The sequence below is a fragment of the Eisenbergiella tayi genome, from assembly GCF_001881565.1.
GTDB classification, from domain to species: domain Bacteria; phylum Bacillota; class Clostridia; order Lachnospirales; family Lachnospiraceae; genus Eisenbergiella; species Eisenbergiella tayi.
Window position 1 is genome coordinate 1,756,592 of sequence record NZ_MPDJ01000001.1, and the last position, 25,002, is coordinate 1,781,593.

General features: G+C 51.1%; 24 protein-coding genes and 1 pseudogene. 2 read left to right on the forward strand and 23 right to left on the reverse strand.

Annotation, left to right across the window (positions count from 1 at the left end; translation table 11 throughout):
* Positions 1-6 precede the first annotated feature (6 nt).
* Positions 7-1,428 (reverse strand): extracellular solute-binding protein, encoded by a 1,422-nt coding sequence (locus tag BLA28_RS07500; protein ID WP_009255099.1) that lies wholly within the window; start codon positions 1,426-1,428, stop codon positions 7-9.
* Positions 1,429-1,765: 337 nt separating this feature from the next.
* On the opposite strand from BLA28_RS07500, the pseudogene BLA28_RS34640 reads away from it, so the two are divergent.
* Positions 1,766-1,867: pseudogene (locus tag BLA28_RS34640) on the forward strand (MurR/RpiR family transcriptional regulator); the annotation flags it as partial.
* On the opposite strand, the gene BLA28_RS07510 reads toward BLA28_RS34640, so the two are convergent.
* The 14 genes from BLA28_RS07510 to BLA28_RS07565 form a co-directional block, all read right to left on the reverse strand.
* A complete protein-coding gene (locus tag BLA28_RS07510) occupies positions 1,843-5,556 on the reverse strand; it encodes an immunity protein Imm33 domain-containing protein (RefSeq protein WP_016360067.1) in 3,714 nt (1,237 codons plus the stop codon). The pseudogene BLA28_RS34640 and the gene BLA28_RS07510 overlap by 25 nt on opposite strands.
* A 42-nt stretch (positions 5,557-5,598) precedes the next feature.
* Positions 5,599-6,345 carry a formylglycine-generating enzyme family protein gene (locus BLA28_RS07515; RefSeq protein ID WP_242880231.1) on the reverse strand — a complete coding sequence of 249 codons (747 nt, stop codon included), beginning with the start codon at positions 6,343-6,345 and terminating at the stop codon, positions 5,599-5,601.
* Positions 6,346-6,578: 233 nt separating this feature from the next.
* A complete protein-coding gene (locus BLA28_RS07520; protein WP_002588992.1) occupies positions 6,579-6,989 on the reverse strand; it encodes a DUF6966 domain-containing protein in 411 nt (136 codons plus the stop codon).
* Entirely contained in the window at positions 6,986-7,936 is a 951-nt protein-coding gene (locus tag BLA28_RS07525; RefSeq protein ID WP_002588991.1) for a hypothetical protein, read from the reverse strand. Before BLA28_RS07525 ends, BLA28_RS07520 begins: the two co-directional genes overlap by 4 nt.
* Positions 7,937-7,951: 15 nt before the next feature.
* Positions 7,952-8,251, reverse strand: coding sequence for a DUF6881 domain-containing protein (locus tag BLA28_RS07530; protein ID WP_002588990.1), 300 nt, complete (start codon positions 8,249-8,251; stop codon positions 7,952-7,954).
* Between the two features lie 18 nt (positions 8,252-8,269).
* Positions 8,270-8,578 (reverse strand): hypothetical protein, encoded by a 309-nt coding sequence (locus tag BLA28_RS07535; RefSeq protein WP_007862366.1) that lies wholly within the window; start codon positions 8,576-8,578, stop codon positions 8,270-8,272.
* A 10-nt stretch (positions 8,579-8,588) separates the two neighbouring features.
* Positions 8,589-9,032, reverse strand: a complete 444-nt coding sequence (locus BLA28_RS07540) for an Imm51 family immunity protein (RefSeq protein WP_002588988.1) — start codon at positions 9,030-9,032, stop codon at positions 8,589-8,591.
* A gap of 27 nt (positions 9,033-9,059) precedes the next feature.
* Positions 9,060-9,791 (reverse strand): DUF4241 domain-containing protein, encoded by a 732-nt coding sequence (locus BLA28_RS07545; protein WP_007862369.1) that lies wholly within the window; start codon positions 9,789-9,791, stop codon positions 9,060-9,062.
* A gap of 65 nt (positions 9,792-9,856) precedes the next feature.
* Positions 9,857-10,006, reverse strand: coding sequence for a hypothetical protein (locus tag BLA28_RS33675; protein ID WP_006059601.1), 150 nt, complete (start codon positions 10,004-10,006; stop codon positions 9,857-9,859).
* A gap of 5 nt (positions 10,007-10,011) precedes the next feature.
* Entirely contained in the window at positions 10,012-10,338 is a 327-nt protein-coding gene (locus tag BLA28_RS07550) for a DUF5713 family protein (protein ID WP_002588986.1), read from the reverse strand.
* 36 nt (positions 10,339-10,374) lie between these two features.
* Positions 10,375-10,878, reverse strand: a complete 504-nt coding sequence (locus tag BLA28_RS07555) for a DUF2004 domain-containing protein (RefSeq protein ID WP_002588985.1) — start codon at positions 10,876-10,878, stop codon at positions 10,375-10,377.
* Positions 10,879-10,889: 11 nt separating this feature from the next.
* On the reverse strand, positions 10,890-11,123 hold the full coding sequence (locus tag BLA28_RS07560) for an immunity 17 family protein (RefSeq protein ID WP_002576934.1): 234 nt from the start codon (positions 11,121-11,123) through the stop codon (positions 10,890-10,892).
* Between the two features lie 53 nt (positions 11,124-11,176).
* Positions 11,177-11,347 carry a hypothetical protein gene (locus BLA28_RS33680; RefSeq protein WP_166434156.1) on the reverse strand — a complete coding sequence of 57 codons (171 nt, stop codon included), beginning with the start codon at positions 11,345-11,347 and terminating at the stop codon, positions 11,177-11,179.
* 107 nt (positions 11,348-11,454) lie between these two features.
* Positions 11,455-11,997, reverse strand: coding sequence for an SLOG family protein (locus BLA28_RS07565; protein WP_002588984.1), 543 nt, complete (start codon positions 11,995-11,997; stop codon positions 11,455-11,457).
* Positions 11,998-12,154: 157 nt separating this feature from the next.
* On the opposite strand from BLA28_RS07565, the gene BLA28_RS07570 reads away from it, so the two are divergent.
* Positions 12,155-12,469, forward strand: coding sequence for a helix-turn-helix domain-containing protein (locus BLA28_RS07570; RefSeq protein ID WP_002576937.1), 315 nt, complete (start codon positions 12,155-12,157; stop codon positions 12,467-12,469).
* A 188-nt stretch (positions 12,470-12,657) separates the two neighbouring features.
* Here the strand turns inward: BLA28_RS07570 and BLA28_RS07575 are convergent, their stop codons facing one another.
* The 8 genes from BLA28_RS07575 to BLA28_RS07610 form a co-directional block, all read right to left on the reverse strand.
* Entirely contained in the window at positions 12,658-14,070 is a 1,413-nt protein-coding gene (locus BLA28_RS07575) for a relaxase/mobilization nuclease domain-containing protein (RefSeq protein ID WP_071698954.1), read from the reverse strand.
* Positions 14,071-14,124: 54 nt separating this feature from the next.
* Positions 14,125-14,451: a hypothetical protein gene (locus tag BLA28_RS07580; RefSeq protein ID WP_071698955.1), complete on the reverse strand. Its 327-nt coding sequence runs from the start codon at positions 14,449-14,451 to the stop codon at positions 14,125-14,127.
* Positions 14,448-15,302: a nucleotidyl transferase AbiEii/AbiGii toxin family protein gene (locus tag BLA28_RS07585; RefSeq protein ID WP_002595844.1), complete on the reverse strand. Its 855-nt coding sequence runs from the start codon at positions 15,300-15,302 to the stop codon at positions 14,448-14,450. Before BLA28_RS07585 ends, BLA28_RS07580 begins: the two co-directional genes overlap by 4 nt.
* The gene (locus BLA28_RS07590) at positions 15,299-15,892 is read right to left on the reverse strand and encodes a type IV toxin-antitoxin system AbiEi family antitoxin domain-containing protein (protein WP_425516120.1); all 594 of its coding nucleotides are present in this window, start codon (positions 15,890-15,892) and stop codon (positions 15,299-15,301) included. Before BLA28_RS07590 ends, BLA28_RS07585 begins: the two co-directional genes overlap by 4 nt.
* Before the next feature lie 124 nt (positions 15,893-16,016).
* Positions 16,017-16,316: a CD1845 family protein gene (locus BLA28_RS07595; RefSeq protein ID WP_071698956.1), complete on the reverse strand. Its 300-nt coding sequence runs from the start codon at positions 16,314-16,316 to the stop codon at positions 16,017-16,019.
* A 155-nt stretch (positions 16,317-16,471) separates the two neighbouring features.
* Positions 16,472-16,810: a plasmid mobilization protein gene (locus BLA28_RS07600; RefSeq protein WP_006773030.1), complete on the reverse strand. Its 339-nt coding sequence runs from the start codon at positions 16,808-16,810 to the stop codon at positions 16,472-16,474.
* A gap of 2 nt (positions 16,811-16,812) precedes the next feature.
* A complete protein-coding gene (locus BLA28_RS07605; protein ID WP_050005928.1) occupies positions 16,813-17,631 on the reverse strand; it encodes a DUF3849 domain-containing protein in 819 nt (272 codons plus the stop codon).
* A gap of 1 nt (position 17,632) precedes the next feature.
* On the reverse strand, positions 17,633-24,928 hold the full coding sequence (locus BLA28_RS07610; protein WP_330393270.1) for an SNF2-related protein: 7,296 nt from the start codon (positions 24,926-24,928) through the stop codon (positions 17,633-17,635).
* Between the last annotated feature and the right edge of the window lie 74 nt (positions 24,929-25,002).

The window sequence follows — 25,002 nt, forward strand, 5'->3', positions numbered from 1 at the left end:
GTAGACTTATTGAGCTGCTGCTGCTGCGTTTGCAGTAGAAACGAACTCATCAACTGCAGTCTGAACATCTGCGCCGCTGCCAACCTGCTGAAGCATATTCCACCATGCGGTACGAGCCTCGGTCCAGCCGGGAGTTACCTGATAGTAGTCACCAAGGAACTGCATCAGTTTGCTGTACTCCTGCATGGTAGGAACATCGTTGTAAAGACCGGTTAAATCTGTGCCTTCAACGGTGTCACGTACAGGGAAGTAGGTGGAGGACAGAACTGCATCAGCGGTTCCATCTGCGCTGTCAGCCATGTATTTGATGAACAGTTTGGATGCTGCGATTCTATCGGCATCGCCGTTATCGAATACACCAAAGCCCCAGATACCACCACAGAGCTGTGTAGCATCAGCCTTCTCAGCGGGGAAAGCCATGAATACGATTTCGTCGCCGTTGTTGGTCAGACCGGCATCGTTGTTATCGGAGTTTAACTGCTGTGCAATGTTCCAGCAGAAAGCTACATTTAAAACGCCCTGACGGAACAGGTTGATTTCATCACCACCGGCGATGGAGGCATCGAAAGCGATTTTTCCATCGGTATCAGCCAGTGCCTGGATTGCTTTTACGTTCTCTGCGGAATCAGCGGTATATTTGGTGTGTAAATCATCGGTAAAGGTACCGCCGTACAGGTTGTTAATCAGAGCTCTTGTACCCTGGTCACCACCCTGTCCACTACAGTAAACAGCACCTACAGTAGAACCGGTATGAGCGTAAACAGCATCGATTGCCTTAAAGAAATCTTCGGTTGTCCATGTATGGGAATCTTCATCAACATACTGCATTGCGCCGGCAGCCTCAAATACAGTTTTGTTGATTGCCATACAGTGAGCGGTCATACACAGAGGATACTCATAAACCGCACCCTCTTTTGTCATGCAGGCAGCTAATACGGAGCCGTAAATCTCGGACTGGTCTTCGTCATCCATAATGTCGGATAAGTCAACCATCAGTCCCTTAGCACCCCAGTTAGCAACCAGACGCTCAGGTCCTTCCATTACAAGGTCGGGAGCCTGCCCACCTTCGATTGCGGTGTTGACCTGGTCATCACCGTTGGTGTAGTCCAGATACTCAACGGTTACGTTGATGTTGGGATATTTTGCATTGAAACTGGTGATCAGGGAATCAACAGTTGCGGAATCGCCCCATTTACCAATAGGATAAGTCCATAAGGTAATGTTAGCGGAAAGATCGGTGTTGTCTTCCTCAGCAACTTCAGTCTCAACAGCAGCAGTCTCGGTCTCAGCGGGAGCTGCGGTTTCTTTAGTTTCAGTGGTGGAAGTAGACTGGCTGCTTCCGGTGCTTTCTACAGTTGTGCCACAGCCTGCCAGTAAGCTGACAGCCATTGCACTTGTCAGTAAAGCTGCAATTACTTTCTTTTTCATATTCTCTCTCCTTTTTATCAAGTATTTGTTAGAGTAATTTCATTTTAGAAAATATTTTTCATCTTGTCTATGGCAGTAGTGTATATGTTTTTAAATAAAAATTTGTTAGAGTTGCACAAAGTAATGAAGAAAAAATGTTCGATACCAAACAAGTAGTTGAAATCGGGGAAAAGGATTTGCAAAGTCATGTGCTTTCCTGGATTTTATTGGCGTGAAAAATATTTTCGCAAATATAGATTCTGCTTGCAAACACTGTCATTTTGATTTATTCTTTCTATATAAATAGAAGGAATTTTTCAAAATAAAAAGAGAAAGTATTTCAAAAAGGGTATTTACTATGGTAAACAAGAACTTCTGGGATTTGTTACGGGAAAAACAGGGCACCCTGACAAAGTCCGGCACGATTATTGCTGACTACCTCACCAGACACGCGGAGGAGGCACAGTTTCTTTCCATATCATCGCTGGCAAAAGAGTGTAATATGGCAGAGGCTACTATTTCTCCACAGAGGGAGCAGCTCTTTTCCCGTCCGATTCCGAAAATGCCGGTGATGGCCACATGATCATCTGACCAACAGGTAGGCTCATCGCAGGGATAGCAGGTGTTCACCGGAATGCCGCCGTTGTGCTGCTTCATCAGCCAGATGTAGGCGGCGGGCAGCTTGTAGCCCAGTTCCTCCTCCACGCTGGCAATCAGCTCATCGGAAGGCGGATCACTGACATATTCTTTCAGTGCATACCAATTATCATCCCAGAAGTTGGTGAGGTCGAAACCCTCAAATGGGGTATCACCGGGCACGAATTTGGCCTTCTTCTTCCGGCTGCGCTGGCGTTTCCGGATCTCCGCCTTACACTCCCGAATTACCGCCGGGGCATTTTCATCCTCCGGGTCCAGCTCTGCCCACCGCTGGGCGTAGGGAATGGCCTTTTCCTCCTGACCATAGAGATACTGATAGCCGTAGGCCATCCGCATATTCCACTCCGCCTTGTCCTGACCTTCCTCCCGGACGGACTCCAGCACCTCAATGGCCCTCTGGAGGGCTTTGTCTCTCTTGAATTTCAAAGTACCCTCATCATGGTCCCCGATGATGGCGTAGTTCTCCAGCGCCCGTGCCAGGGCGTAGGCGGTGCGATAGTTCCTCCAGTCCTCTGGGATGGCATTGAGTGCCTGGATGCAGCGGGTGTACTCGTCCTCGTCGTTCCACTGCTCCAGCTGAGCGAAGAATGCTTCGGCGTCCTGTTGGGTATAAGGAATATAGTCCATGCCCGTAAGCGTTTCATCCAACTCGTCATCCTGATTTTCAGTTTCTGTCCCATCATCTTGTTGCTTTAGAGGTACAGAACCGGCTTCACGGCGGAAGGTGTGGAAGATGGCCCATGGGATATCCGTGCCTTCAAAGAACTCTTTCGCCATGTTCAGCGCCTCTCGGATGTCCCAGGCGATGAAGTCCACATAGCCACAGTAGAGGCCGGTGGCCCCGCCGATGAGGGCGAGCATCTCCGATCCGTCCACGGTGGTGAACAATTCCTCCAGCTTGTCCCGGAAGTCGAAAATCTTTTCCGATCCTTCCTCCTCCCGCAAGGTATCCAGGGGATAGCAGAAAAAGCCCGCTACCGCTCCGTCGGCATGGAGATCGTCCATAAAGTCGTTGTCGGCATTCAGATAGCCGTTGATGAGCGGCACACAGCAGGTGGAACCGGCCATTACATCCAGCCGCCAATCGGCGTTGGGGTCTTCATTGGGTTTCATTTCGTAGCCAAGATAGCTCTCCAGATAGGCCTCCGGATCGGTGGAGAGCTCCAGGCCCTGCTCCCGCAGTTTGTCGGGCAGCTGGGACAGGAGGAAGGACGGCTCTGCCTTGGGTTCCTCCAGCACATCAAAACTGTCTATGTATCTCATGTGGGGGATCTCGCCCAGTATCTGATCGGTGAGGGTGGTGAGCATCCACCAGACTCGGCCTTCCGCCTCCCGGAGCATAGGCAGCAGCTTTTCACAGTAGGCGGAGATGTTGAAACTGTTTTCGCCCTGTTCCTCCAGCCAGATCTGCACATCCTCACCGGAGATGTCCCAGCTGTCGTCGGTACGCAGGCCGATATTCTGGGAGGGCTGACGGCCCACAAGGATGTTCCAGTGCTCCAGCACCTCCTTTGGGGCGTGTTTCTGGAAGTAGACCAGCTCAAACAGCTTGACCTTATTACCCTCCGGGGTGAGGATCAGCTCATGCTTTTCGCCATTGAAGCCCAGCTCGAAGGAAATTTCATCAAAAACCAGATTCAGGGTGTCCTCCATTTGGGCCACGAGTTCTGCGCCGCGGGTATGATCTTTGTCCTCATCCATCATCTGGCGCAATTCTGCTTCCATCTCGGCAAAGGTTTCCCACCAGTTCTCTGTCCGCTCTCGGAAGCACTCCCAGAACTGCGGCAGAGAAATACCCTGCTTGCACCGGTCGATAAACTCTTTGGTGTCATCGTCACCAGGGCGGACTTCCAATGCCTTTTCAAAATATCGCAGAGCCCGGCCCTCCTGATCCAGATAAAAGTAGGAGTAACCCATGCGGAAGTTCCAGTAATAATCGTCCTCGAAGTATTCCTCATGGGGCTTTAGCAGAGCGAGGGCCTTTTTGAGCATTTCTTTGCAAGTTGGCTTATGTGGGTCTGCCAGATTGTTATAGGCACGGGCTAACTCACTGTCCATCTCAGGGGTACGCTCCTCGGCGGGGATGGCCTCCAGCGCATCAATAATTTTATGTTGTTTGCTCTCCTCATGCCACTTCTGGCACTGCTTCAAAATGTCCATATCAGGGTCCTCCTCGTCCTCATCCGGTTTCCAGTCTTTGATCTGCTGGAACACACCGTTCTCATCCCGCTCAAAGGCGCAGGGGGCGGGGGTGTTCAGCAGAGAAATGATGTCGGGATCGTCGTTGCAAATTGTGTTCAGCTTGTAAATCCCGGCATTGTTGGGGTCGTCCATGTACTCATCGCTCTCGTCACCGGCAGTGAAGCGCCAGCCGCTGTCCCAGTTACCGTCTGGAATCTCACGATAGCAGTAACCCACCTTGCGGCCCTCTACTGTGATGCGGTTGGTGGCGATGCAGCCATCGGCACCCTTCCAGTCAGGGAGCAGAGATTTCACATCCTCCGCTTTCACATGGTAGTCCCGGTTGCGGCCAGCGGCCTCGTACAGTTCCTTCCGCAGCGCCTCCACATGATGTGCCATCTCCTGAATCTCCTCGTCGTCCATCATTTCATGGAGGTCATAGGTCAGGGGGGATTGGGCAAAGTCCGCCAGGGCCTTGTCCATGGCCTCGTGCTCCTCCGGCGTAGCAGTGATGCGGATACGGCGGATGGGGGTGTTGTACTCGTCCAGATCCTGAAGGTTTACACTGCCACTGACGCTGCACTCCAGCAGGATGGCGGCCAGGTCGGTGACCACATCAATGGCGAAGTGGAAGTCCATTTCCACGCCATCGGAATGTGTAAACTCCAGGTACTCCACGGTTTGGCGAAAGTCCCAGTTCTGCTTGTCCAGACCGATCTTGGCGAAAATCTCGCTGAGGGGGATCTCCTCCTTTTTCTGATCCTCTAAAAATGCCACAAGGTTCAGACTGTCATCGGAACCGCCAATAAAGTTGCCCCAGTATTTTTTGATATACATTTGTCGTGCCTCCTGTTCTGAATCCAGTCGATCAATGAGCTGATTCAAGTGTTCCAACCACGCAGGAGCGATCTCACCGCTATCCTCGTTCTTCCAAAGATCCATAATCTCACGGATGCCGTCCTCGTCCGGCACCTCGTTTTTGATGTCGGTGAGCTGCCGCAGCAGGAAAGCAAGTGCTTCTTTGGATGCTGTGAAACCGGTGACTTTATCCCATATAGCTTCTTCATGATCGTAGTCCAGCTTGCCGTTATCCTTCCATTGAAAATACAGCTCCGCCAGAGCCATCGCAGTATTGTCAAAGAGAAAGTCGATTTGTGAGAAGTCAGATCCCAGCATGACTTCCTCTTTCATCAGTTCAATCATCTCGCCCAGATCCATTACCGGATGCTCCGGTACATATTCATTTTTGAGGATGTCCAGTACATCCAGCCCTTCGTCACGCTCTAATGCTTTTATACCCCATGCTCCCATGTCGGCACCTCTCTTTCTTTATTTCGTATCAAGCTTCTATTGTCAATCATGGTTCTCCACCCGGATAATGGGCCGGTAGAAGTCATAATCTCCGTTTAGTTCCTTGTCCTCCTGCACTTCCGGCTTACAGTGGGGCGAACAGGGTAGGAAACCGAGAAATGGGCCCAGCCCGCCGCAGATATTGCACCCGCCGTCACCGCCGCAGGTGGTAAGTCTATCAGCCTGCACCACTTCCCGCATATAGGGATCGTAGGCGATAGACAGGCCGAAGAAGTTGGGTTCCTCCATGTCATAAGGCCGGTTCTCATCCTCATCCATATCCTCAAACCAGCGCAGACGCATGGAGTAGTCTAACCCATCTCCCCATGGGAACAGGGTCCGGCACTCGCCGCCACACAAGTAGGCCCACTCGTCCGCCGTGGGCAGGGAGAAGCCCTGTTTTTGCAGCCGGTTTTGAAAGTCCAGATAGTCCACCTCGTGATAGAGGCTGACCTGCCAGCTGTCACTATCCCGTTCGAAACGGGCACGACCTGCCAGAGTAAGACTGTCCCTGTCGGTCAAAGCGAATTGGCGAAAATCTTCCAACCATTCCGAGCGCAGTCGTGGGTCCTCCAGTTTGACTGGCTCCCAGTTAATTTCCTCCAGCTCCCGGCCCACCAGCATGGGTCCAATGGCCACCTGCCGAACAGGAGCCATGCTTTCCCGAATCATCTCCTCCGGGTCCCGCTCCATTTCCCATTCCCGGAACAGATACTCCAATTCCTCCCAGCTCTCCTGATTCAGTCCCACGGCAAACTGCTCCCAGCCCAGGGTGACGGTATCGCCGGGGACAAAGACGAACTCCCGACCATCTTTCTTGAAGATGCCGGTGGTGCAGCTCTGGCCCCAGCGGTCAAAAGTATGTAGACCGAGAAAGGTCATATCATAACGGGCAGCCAGGCTCTCCATCAGCACCTGCTTCTCGATGTTTTCCATTTGATTGAATTGGGTGCGGAATAGTCTTTTGTTCATAACAAGTCCTCCTACAGCCTATCCAGGTTTTCCTGTAAATCGCCCTGCATCAAGTGCTGGGCAATGGCTTGGTTCAGTGCCTTATGGGGGTGATAGGCTGCCTGCTCTACATCGTGCAGGCACTCCTCCATCAATGCCTCCGGAGAAATGCCTTCCCGTTTGCCATAAAGATGGCCGAAGGCATAGCACACGGACTTGAGAAAGTCGAAAATATAGTCGTGATTTCCACGCATACTGGGCAGGTCGTTGAACGAGCCCATACCTCCGTATGCCCGAAGATGGTGGGCAACCTCCCGCCGCTGGTTCCAGTCCTGAATGTCCCGCTCCAACCAGTCGATCCAGTTTTGGAACTCTGGATGGTCTGCCAGAAGGATGGAGCGCAGACAGGTCAGAGCCTCGGTATAAATATCAGACTGTTTCATTGGCCATCGCTCCCCCAAATACCTCCATAGAGCACACCATCTTTTCCAAGGAACAACATCCGGCTGCGAAGCAGGCTGCACTGCTCCACAGCGACCTTGTTTCCGTCACAGGTGGGAATAGCCTCCTGTTTTTTCCCAAGGTGATCACCATGAGCGGTAAGGAAGTAGAATTTATCCCGTTGCTGGTATCCGCCTTGAAACAGGAAGGTATTGCCGGACGGGGCAACAGAAAAAGCTCCGCTTCCTTCGATTGGCAGTTCAAATACAAAGTCCTCTTTGAAGTTCGTCCGCACCAGCCGGAATTCATCGTAATAATAAAACCACAGGTTTTCTTCTTCGTCCAGGCTGATGGCGTAGCAGTCATAGATGGAATAGTTCTCATTCTTCCAGAGAGGAGTTCCCTCCGATGTCCATGCAATCAGACCGCAAGCACCCAGAGGTTCATCCCAACCGTAATTACCAAATACACCTTCGTCAAAGTAGCTGGTAATGATGGTGCCATCTTTTTTTACCACACAGTCTTGAATGCCATCCCCCAGGCAGAAACGGGACAGCACAGCTCCGTCCCGGCTGACGATCCAGGCGTTCTGGTCGGGGCCGTTTTCCCGATAGGCGCATCTTGCCCCCAGCAGGAGGAAGTGGTCACCTGCGGGCCGCAAATAATGGAACTGGAACTTCAAGAGGCCAAGAGGAAACAGCGTCGTTTCCAGCACCCGCTGTTCCGCCCAATCCAGCTGGATTTCCACTGCGGTATAGGTGGAAGGAGTGCTGAGCCAGTCCTTACCCTGTGTTTCGGACGGCTGTTCCATGAGAAGATAGACTTTTCCATCCCTTTCCGTGAAAAAGTCTGTCACTTCTGTGCCCTCCAGATGGTTTTCCCGGCGCAGCTGGTTCAGGTCAATGATGGAGAACAACGGCAGATTTTTGGCTTTTATAGGTTTGTTCATAGTGTCTCCTCCTGGCTACTTTAACGCTCCATCATAGGTGTGAGTTTCCCAGATGGCCTCAAATTCCGCCTGCTCTATGATGCAGGCGTGGAATTCCTCGCCCCAGACATGGGCGTTCAATTCCTCCACGGTGGGGATCGGCGTGATCTCGATGACACCGTCGTAAAGGTCAGGGATGTTGCGGGTGCGGCCATCCGCAAAGATGTCAATGGAGCGGAGGGCCAGCCGCTCATTTTCGGTATCCACTTCATAGAGGATGACCGATGGTTCACCCTCTGGTGCGCCCGCCCAAAAGAGCTTGATGTACTCGATCATCTCGATCCCTTCATCGTATCATTTGAAATAGTAATACCAATTCCCGCCAAATTCCCGGTCACATTCCTCCTGTGAGGCAAAGGTGCAGTCCTTGATTCCCTCAATGGGGTAATGACTCTTTATCAGCTGCTCTCTGTGATAGGAATTGATCTGTTCCGTCAGGCCGCTCTGCCGCGCCGTCTCTAATTGCGAGTCCGTGGCAAAGATGTAGGACACAAAGTAGTTGTCCGGCTGGATGTAGCAGCCAAACTCAATGGCCTGCTGGATGTCATCGAAGTGGTGTTTCACATCCTCCATGCAGGCTTCTATTACTTTTCGCCATGCCATCTCCTGCTCCTTATTTCTCATCTTCCACCTCACCTATACCCAGATAAGTCCCCATCGTTTTTTCATTGTCACAGGCCGCCCGGATCATTTTGGACAGTAGCATCAAATCGTCGATGTATTGGGAGTACACGCAGAACACATCTTCGTCGGAGTCGAAGTGAAACAGATCCACGCCGCTGTTATTTTCCTCAAACTCCCGGATCACGCCCCGGACCAGCCGTTCCCAGTCTCCGCTGCTGCCGGTCAGTCCCAGCCGGCAGAATTCTTCTGCCCGAAACCCATCGCTGATTTTCAGCAGAAGGGAGATTGCATAGGGGTGGTGGGGAATGAGAAAGAATGGCGCGATCTGCTCCAGCTTCACCCAAATTTTGAAGGGCGGGCGCGGGTCAGGTATCCAGGGCAAGATTTCCCATTCGTCCTCCGGTCGGTTTCCGTATTGGCAAAGGTCTTTCATAGTGTTCTCCTTTGTTCTGTCACATTTTTAATCCTGTTCTTGATAACTGGCTTCAATGTCGATGAACCGCACATACACGGCGCAGACTTCGCCCTTTGCGTCATACCCAAAGTAGACGGGATAGTAGCCGTCACCCCAGCCAGAGGCAAAGATGGGCAGGTTGCAGTCCGTGTCCGGCACTGTCCAGTTGAGCCAGTCGCCGCAGTCCCCCTGATATTTGGGGTGAGCTTTGGCGTTTTCCTCCAGCAAGTCGCAGAACAGGTTGTTATAGGGGTCAATGTCAGGGTCCTCCTCCAGCCGCTTGGCCCAGTATGCCTTGAAGGCCGCCTGGGTCTGGATGTCCGCAACGCAGCCCATCCCGGCGTCTACGCCAAAGCCAAAATACTCGTCCTCGCCCAGTTCCTCGTCCAGATCCTCGTTGCCCACCATGCCCAGCTCATAGCGGACAGGTTTTTCCTGGTTGACCTCTACCTTGACGCAGGCGTAGCGGTCGCCGTATTGTTCGCTGGGCACCACGCAGATTTTTACGGGATAAGTTCCGGCGGGGATCGTTTGAAGGAACGGCAGAGTGTCCTCCAGTTCCACCAGCGGATCACAGGCGAAAATCTGCCCGGTGGGGAAATGGACGGTGCCGATGTCCAGCACATCCACCGCCATGTTCCCAATCACTTTCTCTGTGAAATGGGCCTCCAAGTCATCTTTACAGGTCAATTTATCCTTGATTGCTTCGTATTTGTTCAGCCATTCAGTTGTAGGCATATCAGTTTCCTCCTGTTGATTCTGCTTCTTGATGTACACACTCTTTGAGCCGTCCCAATAGCAGTTCACACACCGGCCATCCTGAAAATGATGGTCACAATTCGGGTAGCCATAGAGAACATGGGCACATTCTGGCACAGCCCCATCATCTGTGAGGAGCCTTTGAAAAACAGGCTTCCGCACTCATCACAAAGGGCCAGTTCTTTTTCTGCCATAGGGTTCACCAGTCCCGTTCCCGGATGGCCTCCTCGGTGTCAATGGGGATGCCAAACCACTCCAGAATGTAGGCCACGGTTGCCGCAATACATTCCCGCGCCACCGTTTCGATCTCGCTGTCGTTCTCGTCAAACTCCTCCTGGAGATCATTGATGCCGCAGACCGCCTCGTCCAGCGTTTCCTGCACCACTTCGGTGTCGGTTTCGCCACTCTCCAGCAGGGCGATGACCTTCTGAAGCTCGTCCTTTACCTTGTCCACCAGAAAAGCAGGATAGTAATCGTCCTGATACATCTCGTCCAGCAGCTTGTAATTGGGGTCAAATGCTTTCATAGGGATTGCTCCTTTCCTCGTGTATGTCAGTCACGCTCAGCTCTCATGTGTGATACAGAAAATCTCCTTGTTCAAATCAAAGTAGATTACCATCAGTTCGTCGGTAATCTCCGGGTTAAAGGACAGATCCAGAATGAAAACTTGCTGGTTCATCTCGCTATCCACCAGACTGCCGAACCGCTTGAGCTTCAAAAAGTCAACCATCTCAGCAAAGGACAGTTTGGCTGGGTCGGTTCCCGGAAAAAGTTCCGCCACAATATCCGGGCCTACATCGTCCCGATGGAACTCCATGAAAAATGTCACAACGCTATGGTAGCGGCTGTCCTCGTCTGCCAGCGCCGCTTTGATGGCGGCTTTGGCCTTCTCCGCCAATTTCTCCGCCTCATCCAGCATTTCTCCCACCGCATCCATGACAGCAGGATCGCCGGTCAGTTCTTCCTCTACATCGAAGATAAAGGGTAGTCCCGATTCCTCGGGAAAGTTGAAGATTTCCTCACCGGGTGTATATGTAAAATCAATGCGTTTACAATTCAGTTTCATAGATATACCTCTTATTTCAATTTCAGCACAAATCCCCAGATGCTCACCACGATCAAAAGGACGCCCAGCAGGAAGAACACCACCCGCCGGTATCCTCTGCTGTGGCGGTGGGCATCCCGCGTACCAGTGGGGTCGCAGAGCCAGTTCCAGTTGCGGATCGCCCCAATTAAAATCACGGCCCCGATGAGCACCGAGGCAATGTACCAATGCTCTTGCAAAAATGCTGTGATCTGTTCACTGTTCATTCTACTTCCTCCTCACGCAAATACCTGCTGGTATTTCTCTTTTCATACTCTTTTCAAACAATAAAAAAGCCCCACGCCGCACTGTCATAAAGACAGGCTGACGCAGGACATGAAGAAGCCGCGTTGAAGGAGCCGCATCCACCAGCAGATGTAGTTTCTTCAACAACCAAAATATTTTTTTCGTATCTTAAAGCAGCAAATTGCTGTCCAATATATTTGTTCATAGCGGCACCATTTGTTCTGAGCGTAGTTTTATATCTTATTATATCACAGCACCCCTTCAATGAAAATATTTTGTTGGAAATGCTAATGAAAAATTTTTGTGAATTTGTTAAGGCGCAGGGGCTGTTATCTCCATAGTGTCTGGATGGATCAGAGTGATTACTTTTCCCTGATGCAAGGCATAGTTGACTGTCTGTGATGTACCTGAGCGCAGCTTTTTCTGATTATCAAACACACCGATAAGGTACTCTGCATGATCGACCATATAGTAATTCCTTTTTTTATAACTGGAAACATCCGCAGAATGTGAAATAACAATGGAATCGTTTGCGTTTTGGATCAGCTTTTTCAATCTATGTCTACTCTGATCCGGCCATTTAGAGTCATAACCGATGAAGGGAACTACAACGACAATTTTAATATCTTCGTATCCCGTTTGTGCCCTCAATGTCAGCAGCTGTTCTCCAGCCCACATATCCACACCAAGAGCACCGCCGACAAAAAAAGTACGGACAAATTTCTCGTCATGAAGTATCCGAAACTGCTCCAGGAGACATTCTTTTAATTTTTGGCATAGGGGATCTTCCTCATTATATCCAAAGCAAAATCTTGTTGGTCGGTGGCCGGTAATGGCGCAGGCATACTGATTCATATAAATCACCCTTGATAACTGCCTTGATTACGCATATAAAGCAAAAATAACGCAAATAATAATGCGTATAAAGGTTGTATTATAAAATTATAACACAATACATACGAAGTATCAAGAATTGCTTTCTGCTATGCTAAAAGAGCAGAGAGGTGAGCGTATGGACGAAGAATTTATCCGCAATCGGATCACAGAATTGCGATTGAAAAAAGGTGTTTCAGAATATCAGATGAGCATGGAGTTAGGGCAGAACAGAAGCTATATTCAGGCGATTTCCTCTGGGCGTTCTATGCCGTCTATGAAGCAGTTCCTCAACATCTGTGAGTATTTTGAAATCACACCGCTTCAATTTTTTGATGCACAGGAAAATAACCCTCAGCTTATCAAGAAGGCTTTGGACGGAATGAGAAAGATGTCAGATGACGATTTGATTATGCTGATTGGTTTTATAAGTCGCTTAAACACAGAAAACTAACGATAGGAGGCAGTAAGCGTCCCGTCGTTAGTTTTTCATTTTATGCGCAGCATATTGTGGCAAGCAATGCTTGTGGCTATCCATTTCGCCACAAACTGCTTGTTGAGGGCAGTGCCCCCAAGCCCCTTTGAACACAGAATTTCATTCTGTGGCTGCGCGTTCTGCGAACGCTTTTGACCAGGACCAGCTTATCGCTGGCCGTGGTCTTTTTCTTTTTCAACATCCTGTTCTACCTCCATTTTCAGCACCCGATCCACATTGGCCTTTGCAGTTAAAAGCTCCCGCATTTCCTCACGAGAACGCCGGTACTCGGCATAGGTCTTTTTCTTTTCTTCCAGCAATTTCGCATACTCCGTCTGCAACTCTTTGACCTTAGGCAGCTTCTTGACTCCCATTTCATCAAAGGCATTCTTGGCAGCCTGGTGGAGCAGAATTTCTTCCTCATGTTCTTCCCGGAATTTCTTAGAGTAGCCGGCCTTGCGGTATGCCACATAGACCTCACGGGTCTTGGCATAATTTACAATGTGAGTACGCAGAACAGCAATCTCTGCCATGCGCTTTTCAGCCGCTTTGATCTGCGCCGAAAGCTCATTGTGATGTGCCGTGGCAGCCGCAGCCTTTTCTTCTAAAATCGCATACTCCAACAGGTTATTCTCTGACAGGTAATTCATGGTCTGTGCCATTTGTTTCAGATTGAAAACCTTAGCCCATCGAGCATAGCCAGCACCTTTTCCTGCCTGCAATTTTGCCTGAATGTCCACCAGCAGATTGACCTTCTGCGTCTCTGCCTGTGTAACTATTTTCTTTCGTGGGGTATGCGCTTTCTTCCCGGAGAGAACCGCCTGCAAATCATCTAATCCATATCCTTCGCCCAGGCTGTCCATTCGGGCGGCTTTCTCCCAACCGGGGAGCTTCAGGCGATACGATTTCCCGCGCTTTGATACCTCACAGCCGGACTCTTGCAGCAGCCTCAGCAGCTCCTCAAAATTAGCAGGACTTTGTGATAATGCGTTGTCAATCGCTACACGCAGCAGCTCTCGGTGAGAGGGCTTTGCCTGATCGCCCAGCCATTTGTTATAGCTCTTTCCGTGAGGTTTCGGATTCTCCACAATGGACAGTCCGTTTTCGATGCAGATGGTGTCACTTAACTGTCGGACTGCCTTGGTGCTGCCCCAAAAGTTTCGGAATTTCCGGTCATATTCTAAGCTGACCGATGACCAGATAATGTGATTATGAATGTGCGATTTGTCTATATGAGTGCAGACCACAAAGGCATGATTGCCCTTGGTAAAACGCTTGGCAAATTCCACACCCAGCCGGTTCGCTTCTTCCGGAGTGATCTCACCGGGGCGGAACGACTGGCGCACATGATAGGCGATCACATCATCCGCGCCGCGCACTCGTCCGGTAGCGGCAATGTACTGCCGCTTTGCCAGAAGGAACTCCGCATCCACAGTCCGGCTGTCACACGCATAGCCGGTAATGAGTCTGCCGTCATCTGTTTTCTTTGGGTTGGCCACATAGTCGATGATGTCACTGATCGCCCGACTTTCTGTGCGGCCCTTGCCGACATGAAGCGGCATGATTCTCGTGGTTGCCATAGGTCAGACCTCCTTCCCGAAAAGAAAACGGCCTGCCATAGCAGACCGCTTTCACTATTCTATAGAACTTTCTTCATCGAAAAAATTGAACTCATCATCTTCTAAGTGTCTTGGTGGAAATCTCATTTCATATTGCTCTTGCGCCAATGCACGGACATCAGGCCGCCTATCCTTTAGTCGATTTTTCAGCCAGGACAACTGCTCTTTCGATAGCCTCCATGGAAGATTCAAAAGACGATTCAGTGTCATCAGTTCAGCCTGCGTTTCTGCTGGTAGCGAAGCACAGGATTTACAAATGTGGGATGCATGACCTTTGCCTGAAAATTTTTCGTTGGCTTTGTATTCACCACAAACTTTACAATAGTGTCCATGCTTTTTCATAAGCTGATGCCCTTCTCGCAAAGAACATATAACCTGCGAATTGCTTTCATAATCACATCCCATTCCAAATCAGAAGCATAAGAAAACTTTTTACGGTATGCCTCCCAAAGTTTTTGCATAACCGAATCATTTTCCACTTCGTCAAAAACTTCTTCAGCCTGGTTAAGATACTTCTCCGATCCCCGTTTATGAGCAGTTGCCAGAAGCGCATCATGTAAAATTTTCGGGTTCAGCGTGGTTCCATGCAGCTGTTCTAAAATGTAAATATCGTAGAAATCTCTCATGCGGGTATTGGTTGTGGTTCTGGTAATAATGGTTTCCAGTTTTTCTGCCAGCACAGTTTCTAAATTATAAGCCCAAATATCAATGGAGCGATCTTCCAGCATAAGTTTGAATGAATACCGAACCTCTCTTGGAGTGATTGCATCTCCCGTAGAAATATCAATTTTCAAAGGGGTCACTACACCATCGAATGTTGTACTCATGCTGACACGAATCCCCGGATACTCTGCTTCATCCATAATCTCCGAAATACTTTTCAGCTGAAATTTAACACCATCATCAATCGGAACAGTTACGATTGATGAAATTAGATTCTCAATATCCTCCACATTAACATTAGCTCCTTTTATGGTTGCATCCAAATCCATCGTAGAGCGGGCATCCAATCCAACCATAGCCGCTACCAACATACCACCCTTCAAGATAAACTTATCACGATACTCAGAAAGAGAAATACGCTCCAAAAAACGCTCCATCATGTAGTTCCTCATTAAAATCTGAGCATCTGCGGATTTTTCTCTGGAAAGGTTTCGTATTAAATCTTTAAGCTGCCTTGCTGTTTTTATCATAAAAGTACCTCCAAATACTGTCGTAAAATTTTTTCCACCTTGAACATCCCAGCATATTGCATTAAAGCTCGCAGGTTCTTATCTTTTCTACGGGCATACGCTTTCAGTGCTCCCTGAAAGGTCTGAATTTCAATTCTGCTACGGCTTCTGAGCAAATCACAGATCGTTCGCTCCATATCATAAACCGGCACAGTATGCCCGAACGGAGTTTTCGCTGTTGTAAGTCCTACATCATGTAAGTCTGCTTTAATCGTAAAAACTTGAATGCCTTCTGCTTTCATTTTGCTTGGATTGCATCCAGTTTTGACCGTAACTGTATATTCTATTGGTTCACGGTCTGTCAGATCGTGAAAAAATAAAGCTGTTTCATGTGAAAATACTGCTTGTTCAAATCGCAAATGAAGCAGATACATGGCATCCACCCAGGAATCTTTGGACAGATAAATCCCATGTGCGACTCTATCCAAATCTCGTGAACGCACATAATCATAAAATACCGGCTTTGAAATTCCCGAAGATACGACCTGCGATGTTCGCAGCATTCCTTCTTGTGCTGTTAGCATCTGATCCAGCTGTTCAAATTGTCCCATCATGTCACTTCCTTTCGTACTAATATTATATTCAATATTAGTTCAAAAGTAAAGTCGTGGATATAAAATTCCTTTTCCCAAATTTAACAGACGGTGTCTGGCATTTTTATGGTTTTGCGTATTTTTATCCATAAACCAACTCCTGAATTGCAAATTTCAAACTCTGCACCTTGCCCAGTAGCCAGATTGCAGCCAGTGGCAGCCCCATCGGGCTAATCAAAAATGCCATAACCAGCAAAATCACACCATTCTGCGGGGAATAGGTAATAAGCACAGCCACGCCAAGCAGAGCAATTACAGTGCTGAGCAGACCAAGCACCAGACCGGATATGTAGATCAGCCCCGTGCAGAGCCAGACAAAAAGCGTCAGCACCAAAGTGACCGGTGCAGTTATAATCATCAAAAGCCCTTTCAAAATCTTCATGTTATTTCCTCCTTGCAGCGTTCTTGGTATCTTTTCTAATCATATTATCCGGCATGGGCAGGCAAAAGACAAGGATACCGATAAAAAGAAAAAGCGGAGAGAGGAGCAGCGAAGTAATGCCGTTCCTCCCTCCGCAAATGGAGTATCTATCCCTGTTATAAAAGTTTGGAAAGCTGGGTAAGAATTTCCTCTACGCCCTCCCATAACTGTTCCTGCCGCTGGGATATATCCTCCAAGTCAGCATCATAAACCCGTCCAGTCTCATGCACTTTACGGGTCAGCTGGTTTAAGTTGTTGCTGCTTCGGCGCATCAGGGAAACAAGCTCCTTCAACTCCGGCAGCTCCAGCTTGACTACATACCCATCCAGCGCCATTTTTCTTAGATAGGCTTCACGGTTGGAGGTTCCAAACTGAGACATTTTTTGCTCAATCACAGCAAGCTCCTCCGCTGAAACTCTAAAGTTTAATTGCATATCCCGCTTACGCTTTGCCATAGTTATCGCTCCGGCTCCCGTTTCTTCGGGGCGGCAGGCTTATGGGCAGGCAGCTCCTGTTTGAGCTTATCCCGTACTGAGGGGCGGGACGGTTGCAGTTTTTCTCCCTGAGTACGGCTGCGCTGCTGTTCTACACGCACCAGATCAATAAAGCCATCCAGCACAGCAGGGTGGCTGTTTAAGGCATAACCACAACGGACAGTTTCGGGATTATCGTTGGGAATGGTCTTAGCCCATTCTTTGTTGCGTCGGGAGTAGCGCCCATCCCAGTCCTGAAGCTGGACGGTGTTAGCCAGAACCATAGCCACACGCTCCATGCCATAGATCTCGATCACACCCTTTGCCGCATCGTGACTGAGATACATTCCGTCGAAGTGTTCCCGCACCGCCGCTTCAATGGACTCCTTGCATTGGAGATTTGCATTGTTGGAAGCCCGGTACTGCTCCAACTCCCCATGTTCTCTCGCATAGGCGGCAGAATGGGGATAGACCGGTGTTGTTCGCAGTTCCTCTTTGGCTCTGCACACATCATCGGCACGGTTCTCAATGCTGTCCCGGATCACATCCATATAACCGGTCTCCAACTTTTCAAAATAGCGGTACACATCCGCCAGCGGAGAGGGAGATTCCAAAAGTGCCTGAGCCTGGGCATCAGTCAGCTCCAGTTCCTCCATCGCCATCACAATGTCCTCACGAACCGTGTACTCATAGGTGTGGTGCAGGATTTCTTCCGGGGGCTGTCTTTTCAGCCAGTCCCGGAACTTGTCCTGTTCGGCAGCCATCTTTTCATAAAGGGCTGTATTCAGATCGTTAGTATTCATGTTATCGCACCTCCTCATGCTGTTTTGGTTTCTTGTCTGTACTGCGGGGTTGCACCGGGCGTTTTAGGTTATCCAGCACCGAAGGCCGTGTACTTTTGGCAACAACAGACTCGGTGTGTGCCTGTCCCTTTCCGTCGATGTTGAGCAGGGTATCCAGCTCCACCAGACGGGCGTTTTTGCATCTCAGTTCTTCTTCATAAAGGAATGGCTTTCCGACTTCCTCCTTTGCCGCAGCTTGCTGCTGACAGAGGTTATCCAGCTGTGCCTTTGCCGACTCCAGACGCTGGGGCATCTGAGCAAGGGCATTGTCGATACGGGTAAGATTTCCGCGAGGGTCTGTACCAAGGGTTGCCCGGTGGGTCATCTGTCCTTTCAGCAGGAGCGTATACTCCTGTTTCCAAGCGGAAAATTCCACGGACATGGCATACCCCCGGTAGTTGCCGATCTGCACCGGATCGGAGGTTTTAACCTCCTTGCAGGCATCCAAAAGGGCTGCGCCGGCGTTCTCCTTATCGGTCAGCAGATCGCCACGGATTTCCATACCAGCAAAACCGTCCTCCGGGTGCGGGTGCGCTGCCAAAACCTCCAGATCGGATTCAAAGCCCTTGATAAAGCCCTTGTGCTTTTCAATCTCCTCCGGGAAGTATTTGAGCAGCTGGTCCTCCAGACGATATTGCTTGCTCTGGTGGTCGGCTTTCATCAGCTTCAGGCGGGATACCTCCACATCCAAATCCATGCGCTCCTTGATGCGGGGATCTCCGGCACACAGAGCCTTGATCTCTGCAAAACTGAGGGCGGTTTCATCCACATCATCGCAGGAGCGTACCGGCGATTTAGAAGTCATGATCTGACTAATGAATTTTTGCTTATTCTCCACCGTCTGCCAGAGGTATGCGTCAAAGGTTCCTTCGGTCACATAGCGGTACACATGGACAAGAGGATTCTGGTTACCCTGGCGCTCGATACGGCCCTTGCGCTGGGCAAGGTCTCCCGGTCTCCACGGACAGTCCAGGTCATGAAGTGCCACCAGACGGTCCTGCACATTGGTGCCTGCGCCCATCTTGGCGGTGCTGCCCAAAAGGACACGAACCTGACCGGTACGGACTTTAGAGAACAGCTCCTTTTTCCGCACTTCGGTATTGGCTTCATGGATAAAAGCGATCTGGTCGGCAGGCATCCCCTGAGCAATGAGTTTCTGACGAATATCGTCATATACCGTAAAGGTCGGTTCCTGTTCCGGCAGAGGCACAGCGCCTTCCAATGCGTGAAGCAGTGGATTATCCAGCGTTTTCGCCGCCTTGCTTGCAGGAGCTTTGGCCTGTGGTGTAGAAATGTCGCAGAACACCAGCTGGGTCAGCTTGTCAGCTTTGCCGTCCCGCCAGATCTGCATGATGTTGTCCACACACTGATTGACCTTTGTGCCAGGTTCGTCCGGCAGCATCTGGTTGACGATCCTCTGGTCAAGCCCCAACTTACGGCCATCCGAGGTAATCTTGAGCATGTTATCCTGGGACGGGTCAACAGTTCCGCTGTGTACCAGCGATGCACGCTCCGAAAGAGCTTTGACCATTTCCTGCTGATGTTCGGTAGGCTGCGCCACGATGTTGTGGTATTCCACTTCCGGGGTAGGCAGATTCAGCTGGTCGGCAGTCTTAATGTCAGCCACTTCTTTGAACAGGTTCATCAGCTCCGGCAGGTTAAAGAACTTGCTGAATCTCGTTCTTGCCCGGTAGCCGGTGCCTTCCGGTGCCAGCTCCAATGCTGTGACGGTCTCCCCAAATCGGGAAGCCCAACAGTCGAAGTGGGTCATGTTCAGCTCTTGCAGGCGTTCATACTGAAGATAACGCTGCATGGTGTAAAGCTCGGTCATGGAGTTGCTGACCGGGGTGCCGGTGGCAAAGATCACACCACGATTTCCGGTGATCTCGTCCATATAGCGGCACTTGGCAAACATATCGGAGGATTTCTGCGCGTCCGATGTGGAAAGACCAGCCACATTTCGCATTTTTGTGTATAAAAACAGGTTTTTGTAGTTGTGGGCCTCGTCCACAAATAAACGGTCCACCCCCAGCTGCTCAAAAGTTACCACATCGTCTTTTCGCCCCTCGGCTTGCAGCTTTTCCAGTCTGGCTTCCAGAGACTTTCTGGTACGCTCCAGCTGCTTGACGGTAAAACGCTCGCCGCCGCTGGCCTGCACCTCTGCGATGCCCTCGGTGATCTCGTCGATCTGCTCATAGAGAAGCCGTTCCTGACGCTCCCGGCTGATGGGGATACGCTCAAACTGGCTGTGTCCCATGATGATGGCGTCGTAGTCACCGGTCGCAATACGGGCGCAGAACTTCTTGCGGTTATGGGTCTCAAAGTCCTTTTTGGTGGTGACTAAGATGTTGGCAGAAGGATAGAGACGCAGAAACTCCGACGCCCACTGCTCTGTCAGATGGTTTGGAACCACAAAGAGAGATTTCTGGCACAGTCCCAGGCGTTTGGCTTCCATCGAAGCAGCTACCATTTCAAAAGTTTTGCCTGCGCCTACTTCATGTGCCAACAGGGTATTTCCTCCATACAGCACATGGGCAATGGCGCTTTTCTGGTGTTCCCGCAGGGTAATGGCCGGGTTCATGCCTCCAAAAGTGATGTGACTGCCATCATATTCACGGGGACGGGTAGCGTTCATTTCCTCGTTGTACTGGCTCACCAAAGTCTGGCGGCGCTCCGGGTCTCTCCAGATCCAGTCCCTAAAGGCTTCCCGGATCGCCTGCTGTTTTTGAGCCGCCAGGGTGGTCTCCTTGGCATTCAGCACGCGGCGCTCTTTTCCGTCTGCGTCCTCTATGGTGTCATAGATGCGGACATCCCGCAGGTTTAAGGAATCCTCCAGAATCTTGTAGGCGTTGGCGCGGCTGGTCCCATAGGTGGTATAAGCTGCCACATCGTTGTAGGATACAGAAGATTTTCCCTTGATCTGCCATTCAGCGGTAAAGGACGAATAGTTGACCTCGATACTGCGTTGGAGATAAAACGGGGTATTAAAGGTCTCATACATAAACTGCTGGATATATTCCTTGTCAATCCAGGTAGCGCCCAGACGCACCTCGATCTCCGACGCATCCAGGTCTTTGGGCTGGGCGGCGGTAAGAGCTTCCACATTGACTGCAAAAGAAGGGTCCTGCTGTGCCGCCCGCTGAGCCTGACGCAGTTTGCGGCGTACATTGCCGGAAAGGTATTCATCAGCAGTCACATAATGGGGTGTGCCGTCCTGTTCCAGCTGTCCCGGCACACGGAAGATCACACTTTGCAGTTCTCCCGCCAGTTCTTCTTTTGTTTTTCCGGTAAGCTGGCTCATATAGCCCATATCTACGCAGGCTTTTTCCGAGATGGACACCGCCAGTGCTTCGCTTGCCGTATCCACAGTAGCCACTGCCTGATGGGGCTTGATGGTCCGCTTGGTGAACATATCCGCCTTGCGCTCCAGCTTGCCGTCCTCGTCAATGACTTCCAGCGCGCAGAGCAGATAGTAGCTGGAATCATCGGCAAAGGCCAGTCGGTTCGCACGGTCATTGATAAGACCATATTTTGCGGAAAAGCTGTCATAGAGCCGGTTCAGTTCAGTCTGTTTGTCCTGGATGGCACTGTCCGGTGTGGCGGCGTCCATTTGCAGATCAATGAGCTGCTGGACACATTCCCGCAGACCCACCAGCCCTTTCACACGGGCCTCAGCGGTGGCGTTCAGGTCAGGCCGCACCATGCGGCTGTTTTCACGGAAATATACAGCGCCGTCCACCACGGTGTAGGAGTAATTTTTCACATTGGGGTCGGCAGGAATGGAGGTGTCGATGGCTTCGCCCTCACCCAGCTCCGGCAGCTCGGCCTCCTGGTAAGTGCCGCGAATGTACTTCACGGCATCATGCAGCTGATCGGCAAGCTCCAGCCCCTCAATGGGATTCACGGTGTAGTCCATGCCATGGGCGGTGCTTTCTGGTTCCTGTCGGCCCAGCACCATTTCCGGGTGGTCCAGGAAATAGCGGTTGATGGCAAAGCCGTCCTGCGTCTGTCCGGTTTGAGTCCATTCCGGCACGATGTCCAGCGGGCGATCCCGCTTTTGGAGGAAGATGATGTCTGATACCACCTCGGCACCGGCATTCTTTTTGAACGCGTCATTCGGCAGACGGATAGCCCCCAGCAGCTCGGCACGCTGGGCAAGATAGCGGCGCACGGTGGAATCCTTGGCGTCCATAGTATAGCGGGAGGTTACAAAAGCCACCACGCCGCCGGGACGCACCTGGTCCAGTGCTTTGGCGAAAAAGTAGTTGTGAATACTGAAATTCAGCTTGTTGTAGGCTTTGTCATTGACCTGATACTGACCGAAAGGTACATTGCCGATGGCAAGGTCAAAGAAGTCACGCCTATCGGTGGTCTCAAAGCCGCCTACTGTGATGTCCGCCTTGGGATAGAGCTGCTTTGCAATGCGCCCGGAAACCGGGTCCAGCTCCACACCGTACAGACGACTGTTTCGCATTTCCTCCGGCAGCATACCGAAGAAATTGCCCACACCCATAGATGGCTCCAGAATATTTCCGGTCTCAAATCCCATACGGCCCACCGCTTCATAGATGGCCTGAATGACCGTAGGGCTGGTGTAATGGGCGTTGAGGGTGGAGCTTCTGGCGGCGGCATATTCCTCCGGGGTCAGCAGCTCTTTCAGCTGGGCATACTCGGAAGCCCATGCCGGTTTCTCCGGGTCAAAGGCATCAGAAAGACCGCCCCAGCCCACATAGCGGGATAGGACTTCCTGTTGTTCCGGGCTTGCCTGCTGTCCGGCAGCTTCCAACTCTTTCAGCAAACGAATGGCATTGATATTTGCCTGGAACTTGGCTTTCGGACCGCCTTCGCCCAAATGCTCATCGGTAATACGGAAGTTTTGTGCATTGCGGCGCAGGTTGGCCTTGTATTCCTCATAGGAGGCTTCCTCGGCAGCTTTGGCATTGGGGAAGGTCTGCCACTGGCCATTGACCTGAATGGAAACCGGGTGTTCGTCCAGCACTTCCTCAAAGGGTTTCTCCGACTCAGTCACAGGGGCTGGTGGCTCCGGCTCCTCGATATGCAGCCGTTCCACCACCACATCATAAGGCAGATTGTTCTTATCGCCCGGATAGACGGCCACGGTCTCGGAATGGAAGGTCGGGGATTCGGCAGACGGTTGGGGCTGTTCCTGTCCAAAGCCATCCATCTGACGGGCATACATCCCGCGCAGCAAAGGCGCAACTTCATCCCAGCGGAAATACAGCACAGCCAAACGCTTTTCCTCTGCGTCCAGGACTTCCAGCTCCATGCCCTGTGCCGTGGTACGGTAATCGGCAATATCGCCGGTCTCCAGATTCAGGGTCTCAATCTCATGAGGGTAGGCTCTGCTCAGCCAGTAGGCAATCTCACTGTTGCTCCTGCCGGATTGCAGCAGCGTGGAAACCTGTTTTTTATCTGCTTCATCCATCAGTCCATGGGACAATACATCCCGCAAGTCCTGATCTGCCTTGTCCGGGTCAATGGGAAGAAGCTCGGTATAGTAAGCATTGCGGCGGTCTGCCCGAAGCAACTGCTCGAACTGTTCTTTGCGCTCTGCCCGATAGATGGGATATACCATGCCGGTGGGCAGAAGCTGTACGGTGTCCTCCCGCAGCTCGGTGATCTGATAGGCGTCATCCTCGATATACACGGTATCGCCCACAGCATAAACCGGGGCGGCAGGGTCATAGGAAGTCCTTTGCGGAATTGGACTGCGAACGGCATCATATTCCTCATCGGAAATGGAAATCTCGGAAGTCTGCTCTGCCTCGGCAGCTGCGATCTGCTCTGCATCTGACATCACCTGTTGGATAAATGGGTCATTGTCCAGTTTTTCCGAGTCTGCCACCTGGCCGTTGACGATGCCCCTTTCCTCCAGGGCTTCCCGGATGGCGATGGGGTCGATATTGTCAAAACGGTCCTGTTCTTCTTCGGTATAGAACCGGTCCTCCTGAATGAGCTGGGCGATTCGGCGCTGTACCTTCGGCCAGGGCAGCTGCGTTTCCTCCGGGCTTCCGGCACGGACAACGAACAGGCTGTTGCTGCCGCCGTATTCCTGAGCCAGCCATGCAGCGGTATCTTTCTCTCTTGCATGATCTTTCATATAGCGGACGACAGCGTGTTTACTCTCAATATTGCCGTTCCATGCACAAAGGGCAGTATCAATATCTTCCTGAGAAAGAGGGCGCAGAAGCTCATGGAGCTTTGGATAGGTTTCGTCGATCACTTCCCGGTGCAGACGCTGGCGGAACTCCGGCACATCCGAATAAAGGCGGATCAGCTCCATATCCTTAGAGCCAAGAACCGCACGGCGCACAGCGGCATTACCCTCGATGACAGCATTTTCACGGTCAAAATGACCGCAGGCATTGCGGTATGCGGTATCCTCGGAAATAGCGGCAGTCACCACAGGCTTATACTGCTCAAACTGCTCCCGAAGGGTAGGCTTTGGCGTTTCTTCCTCTATCTCCGGCTGCTGGGCTTGAATGGCATCTTCTTCTGCCAGATCCTTTTCAGCCTGGATCTTGTCATACTGCGCTTGTTCCTGTTCGGTAAGATAGCGGCCTTTCTGGACAAGTGAGGTAATGCGCTTGGCAACCTTTTCCCAGTTCAAGTGAACATCCGGGCAGTCCTGCTTTTTATAGTGCAGTCCTTTCCCATCGTGATCTTCGCCGCTGTGTGTTGCGCCGGACAGGGCATGAGAGCGTCCGCCAATGCCATACTCGTCTTTGAGGAATCTCACTTTCTCCTTATCCGTATGGTTTGCCATGAAGAACGCATAGATACGGCCTTTTCCTCCGGCGAAACTGCTGCCGCCGGTCATAGCGGCGTCGATCTCATCCTCGGTAATGAAGTGCTGAACGGTTGGCACTTGGGAAAGGTCTGAAGAAAAGGTCCTGCGGGGCAGGTCAAGGTCCTTCAGGTTCTCCCAGATCTCCCTTGGTCTGTGATAGTGAAAACGCAACAGATCACGGTCCTGCTGATAGGCAGTCCAGAAGGCAGCGTATTCTTCCTTGAGGGTCTGGCGGAAAGCCGGGTCACTCAGCTGCTCCGTCAGGCGGCGAGTCTCCTCCGGGAAACCATTGCCTTTGATCTCTGACAGGCAGGACAAATATCCGGCTTCTCTGGCACCCTCACTGAGATCGTGATACAGATACCAGAGCTTTTCTGCAAGGAGGGAGCGTTCATAGCCTGCCACTTCTGCAAGCTCCACATTGGAGGCAAACTGGCCGCTCTCCAAAAGCTCCCCGATACGCTCTGCGGCGCTCTCCCAGGAAATGACCTGGGCAGACCTGTCATAACGGACAGACTTCC

Excerpts from the sequence above, each read along its gene's own strand:
- BLA28_RS07550 (WP_002588986.1), bottom strand. The coding sequence starts at position 10,338 with ATGAAAGCATTTGACCCCAATTACAAGCTGCTGGACGAGATGTATCAG.
- BLA28_RS07575 (WP_071698954.1), bottom strand. The coding sequence starts at position 14,070 with ATGGCAACCACGAGAATCATGCCGCTTCATGTCGGCAAGGGCCGCACA.
- BLA28_RS07520 (WP_002588992.1), bottom strand. The coding sequence starts at position 6,989 with ATGAAACAGTCTGATATTTATACCGAGGCTCTGACCTGTCTGCGCTCC.
- BLA28_RS07555 (WP_002588985.1), bottom strand. The coding sequence starts at position 10,878 with ATGAAACTGAATTGTAAACGCATTGATTTTACATATACACCCGGTGAG.
- BLA28_RS07600 (WP_006773030.1), bottom strand. The coding sequence starts at position 16,810 with ATGGCAAAGCGTAAGCGGGATATGCAATTAAACTTTAGAGTTTCAGCG.
- BLA28_RS07500 (WP_009255099.1), bottom strand. The coding sequence starts at position 1,428 with ATGAAAAAGAAAGTAATTGCAGCTTTACTGACAAGTGCAATGGCTGTC.
- BLA28_RS07510 (WP_016360067.1), bottom strand. The coding sequence starts at position 5,556 with ATGGGAGCATGGGGTATAAAAGCATTAGAGCGTGACGAAGGGCTGGAT.
- BLA28_RS07525 (WP_002588991.1), bottom strand. The coding sequence starts at position 7,936 with ATGAACAAACCTATAAAAGCCAAAAATCTGCCGTTGTTCTCCATCATT.
- BLA28_RS07605 (WP_050005928.1), bottom strand. The coding sequence starts at position 17,631 with ATGAATACTAACGATCTGAATACAGCCCTTTATGAAAAGATGGCTGCC.
- BLA28_RS33680 (WP_166434156.1), bottom strand. The coding sequence starts at position 11,347 with ATGAACAAATATATTGGACAGCAATTTGCTGCTTTAAGATACGAAAAA.
- BLA28_RS33675 (WP_006059601.1), bottom strand. The coding sequence starts at position 10,006 with ATGGCAGAAAAAGAACTGGCCCTTTGTGATGAGTGCGGAAGCCTGTTT.
- BLA28_RS07540 (WP_002588988.1), bottom strand. The coding sequence starts at position 9,032 with ATGAAAGACCTTTGCCAATACGGAAACCGACCGGAGGACGAATGGGAA.
- BLA28_RS07570 (WP_002576937.1), top strand. The coding sequence starts at position 12,155 with ATGGACGAAGAATTTATCCGCAATCGGATCACAGAATTGCGATTGAAA.
- BLA28_RS07595 (WP_071698956.1), bottom strand. The coding sequence starts at position 16,316 with ATGAAGATTTTGAAAGGGCTTTTGATGATTATAACTGCACCGGTCACT.
- BLA28_RS07545 (WP_007862369.1), bottom strand. The coding sequence starts at position 9,791 with ATGCCTACAACTGAATGGCTGAACAAATACGAAGCAATCAAGGATAAA.
- BLA28_RS07580 (WP_071698955.1), bottom strand. The coding sequence starts at position 14,451 with ATGAAAAAGCATGGACACTATTGTAAAGTTTGTGGTGAATACAAAGCC.
- BLA28_RS07585 (WP_002595844.1), bottom strand. The coding sequence starts at position 15,302 with ATGATAAAAACAGCAAGGCAGCTTAAAGATTTAATACGAAACCTTTCC.
- BLA28_RS07535 (WP_007862366.1), bottom strand. The coding sequence starts at position 8,578 with ATGGCATGGCGAAAAGTAATAGAAGCCTGCATGGAGGATGTGAAACAC.
- BLA28_RS07560 (WP_002576934.1), bottom strand. The coding sequence starts at position 11,123 with ATGAACAGTGAACAGATCACAGCATTTTTGCAAGAGCATTGGTACATT.
- BLA28_RS07565 (WP_002588984.1), bottom strand. The coding sequence starts at position 11,997 with ATGAATCAGTATGCCTGCGCCATTACCGGCCACCGACCAACAAGATTT.
- BLA28_RS07590 (WP_425516120.1), bottom strand. The coding sequence starts at position 15,892 with ATGGGACAATTTGAACAGCTGGATCAGATGCTAACAGCACAAGAAGGA.
- BLA28_RS07530 (WP_002588990.1), bottom strand. The coding sequence starts at position 8,251 with ATGATCGAGTACATCAAGCTCTTTTGGGCGGGCGCACCAGAGGGTGAA.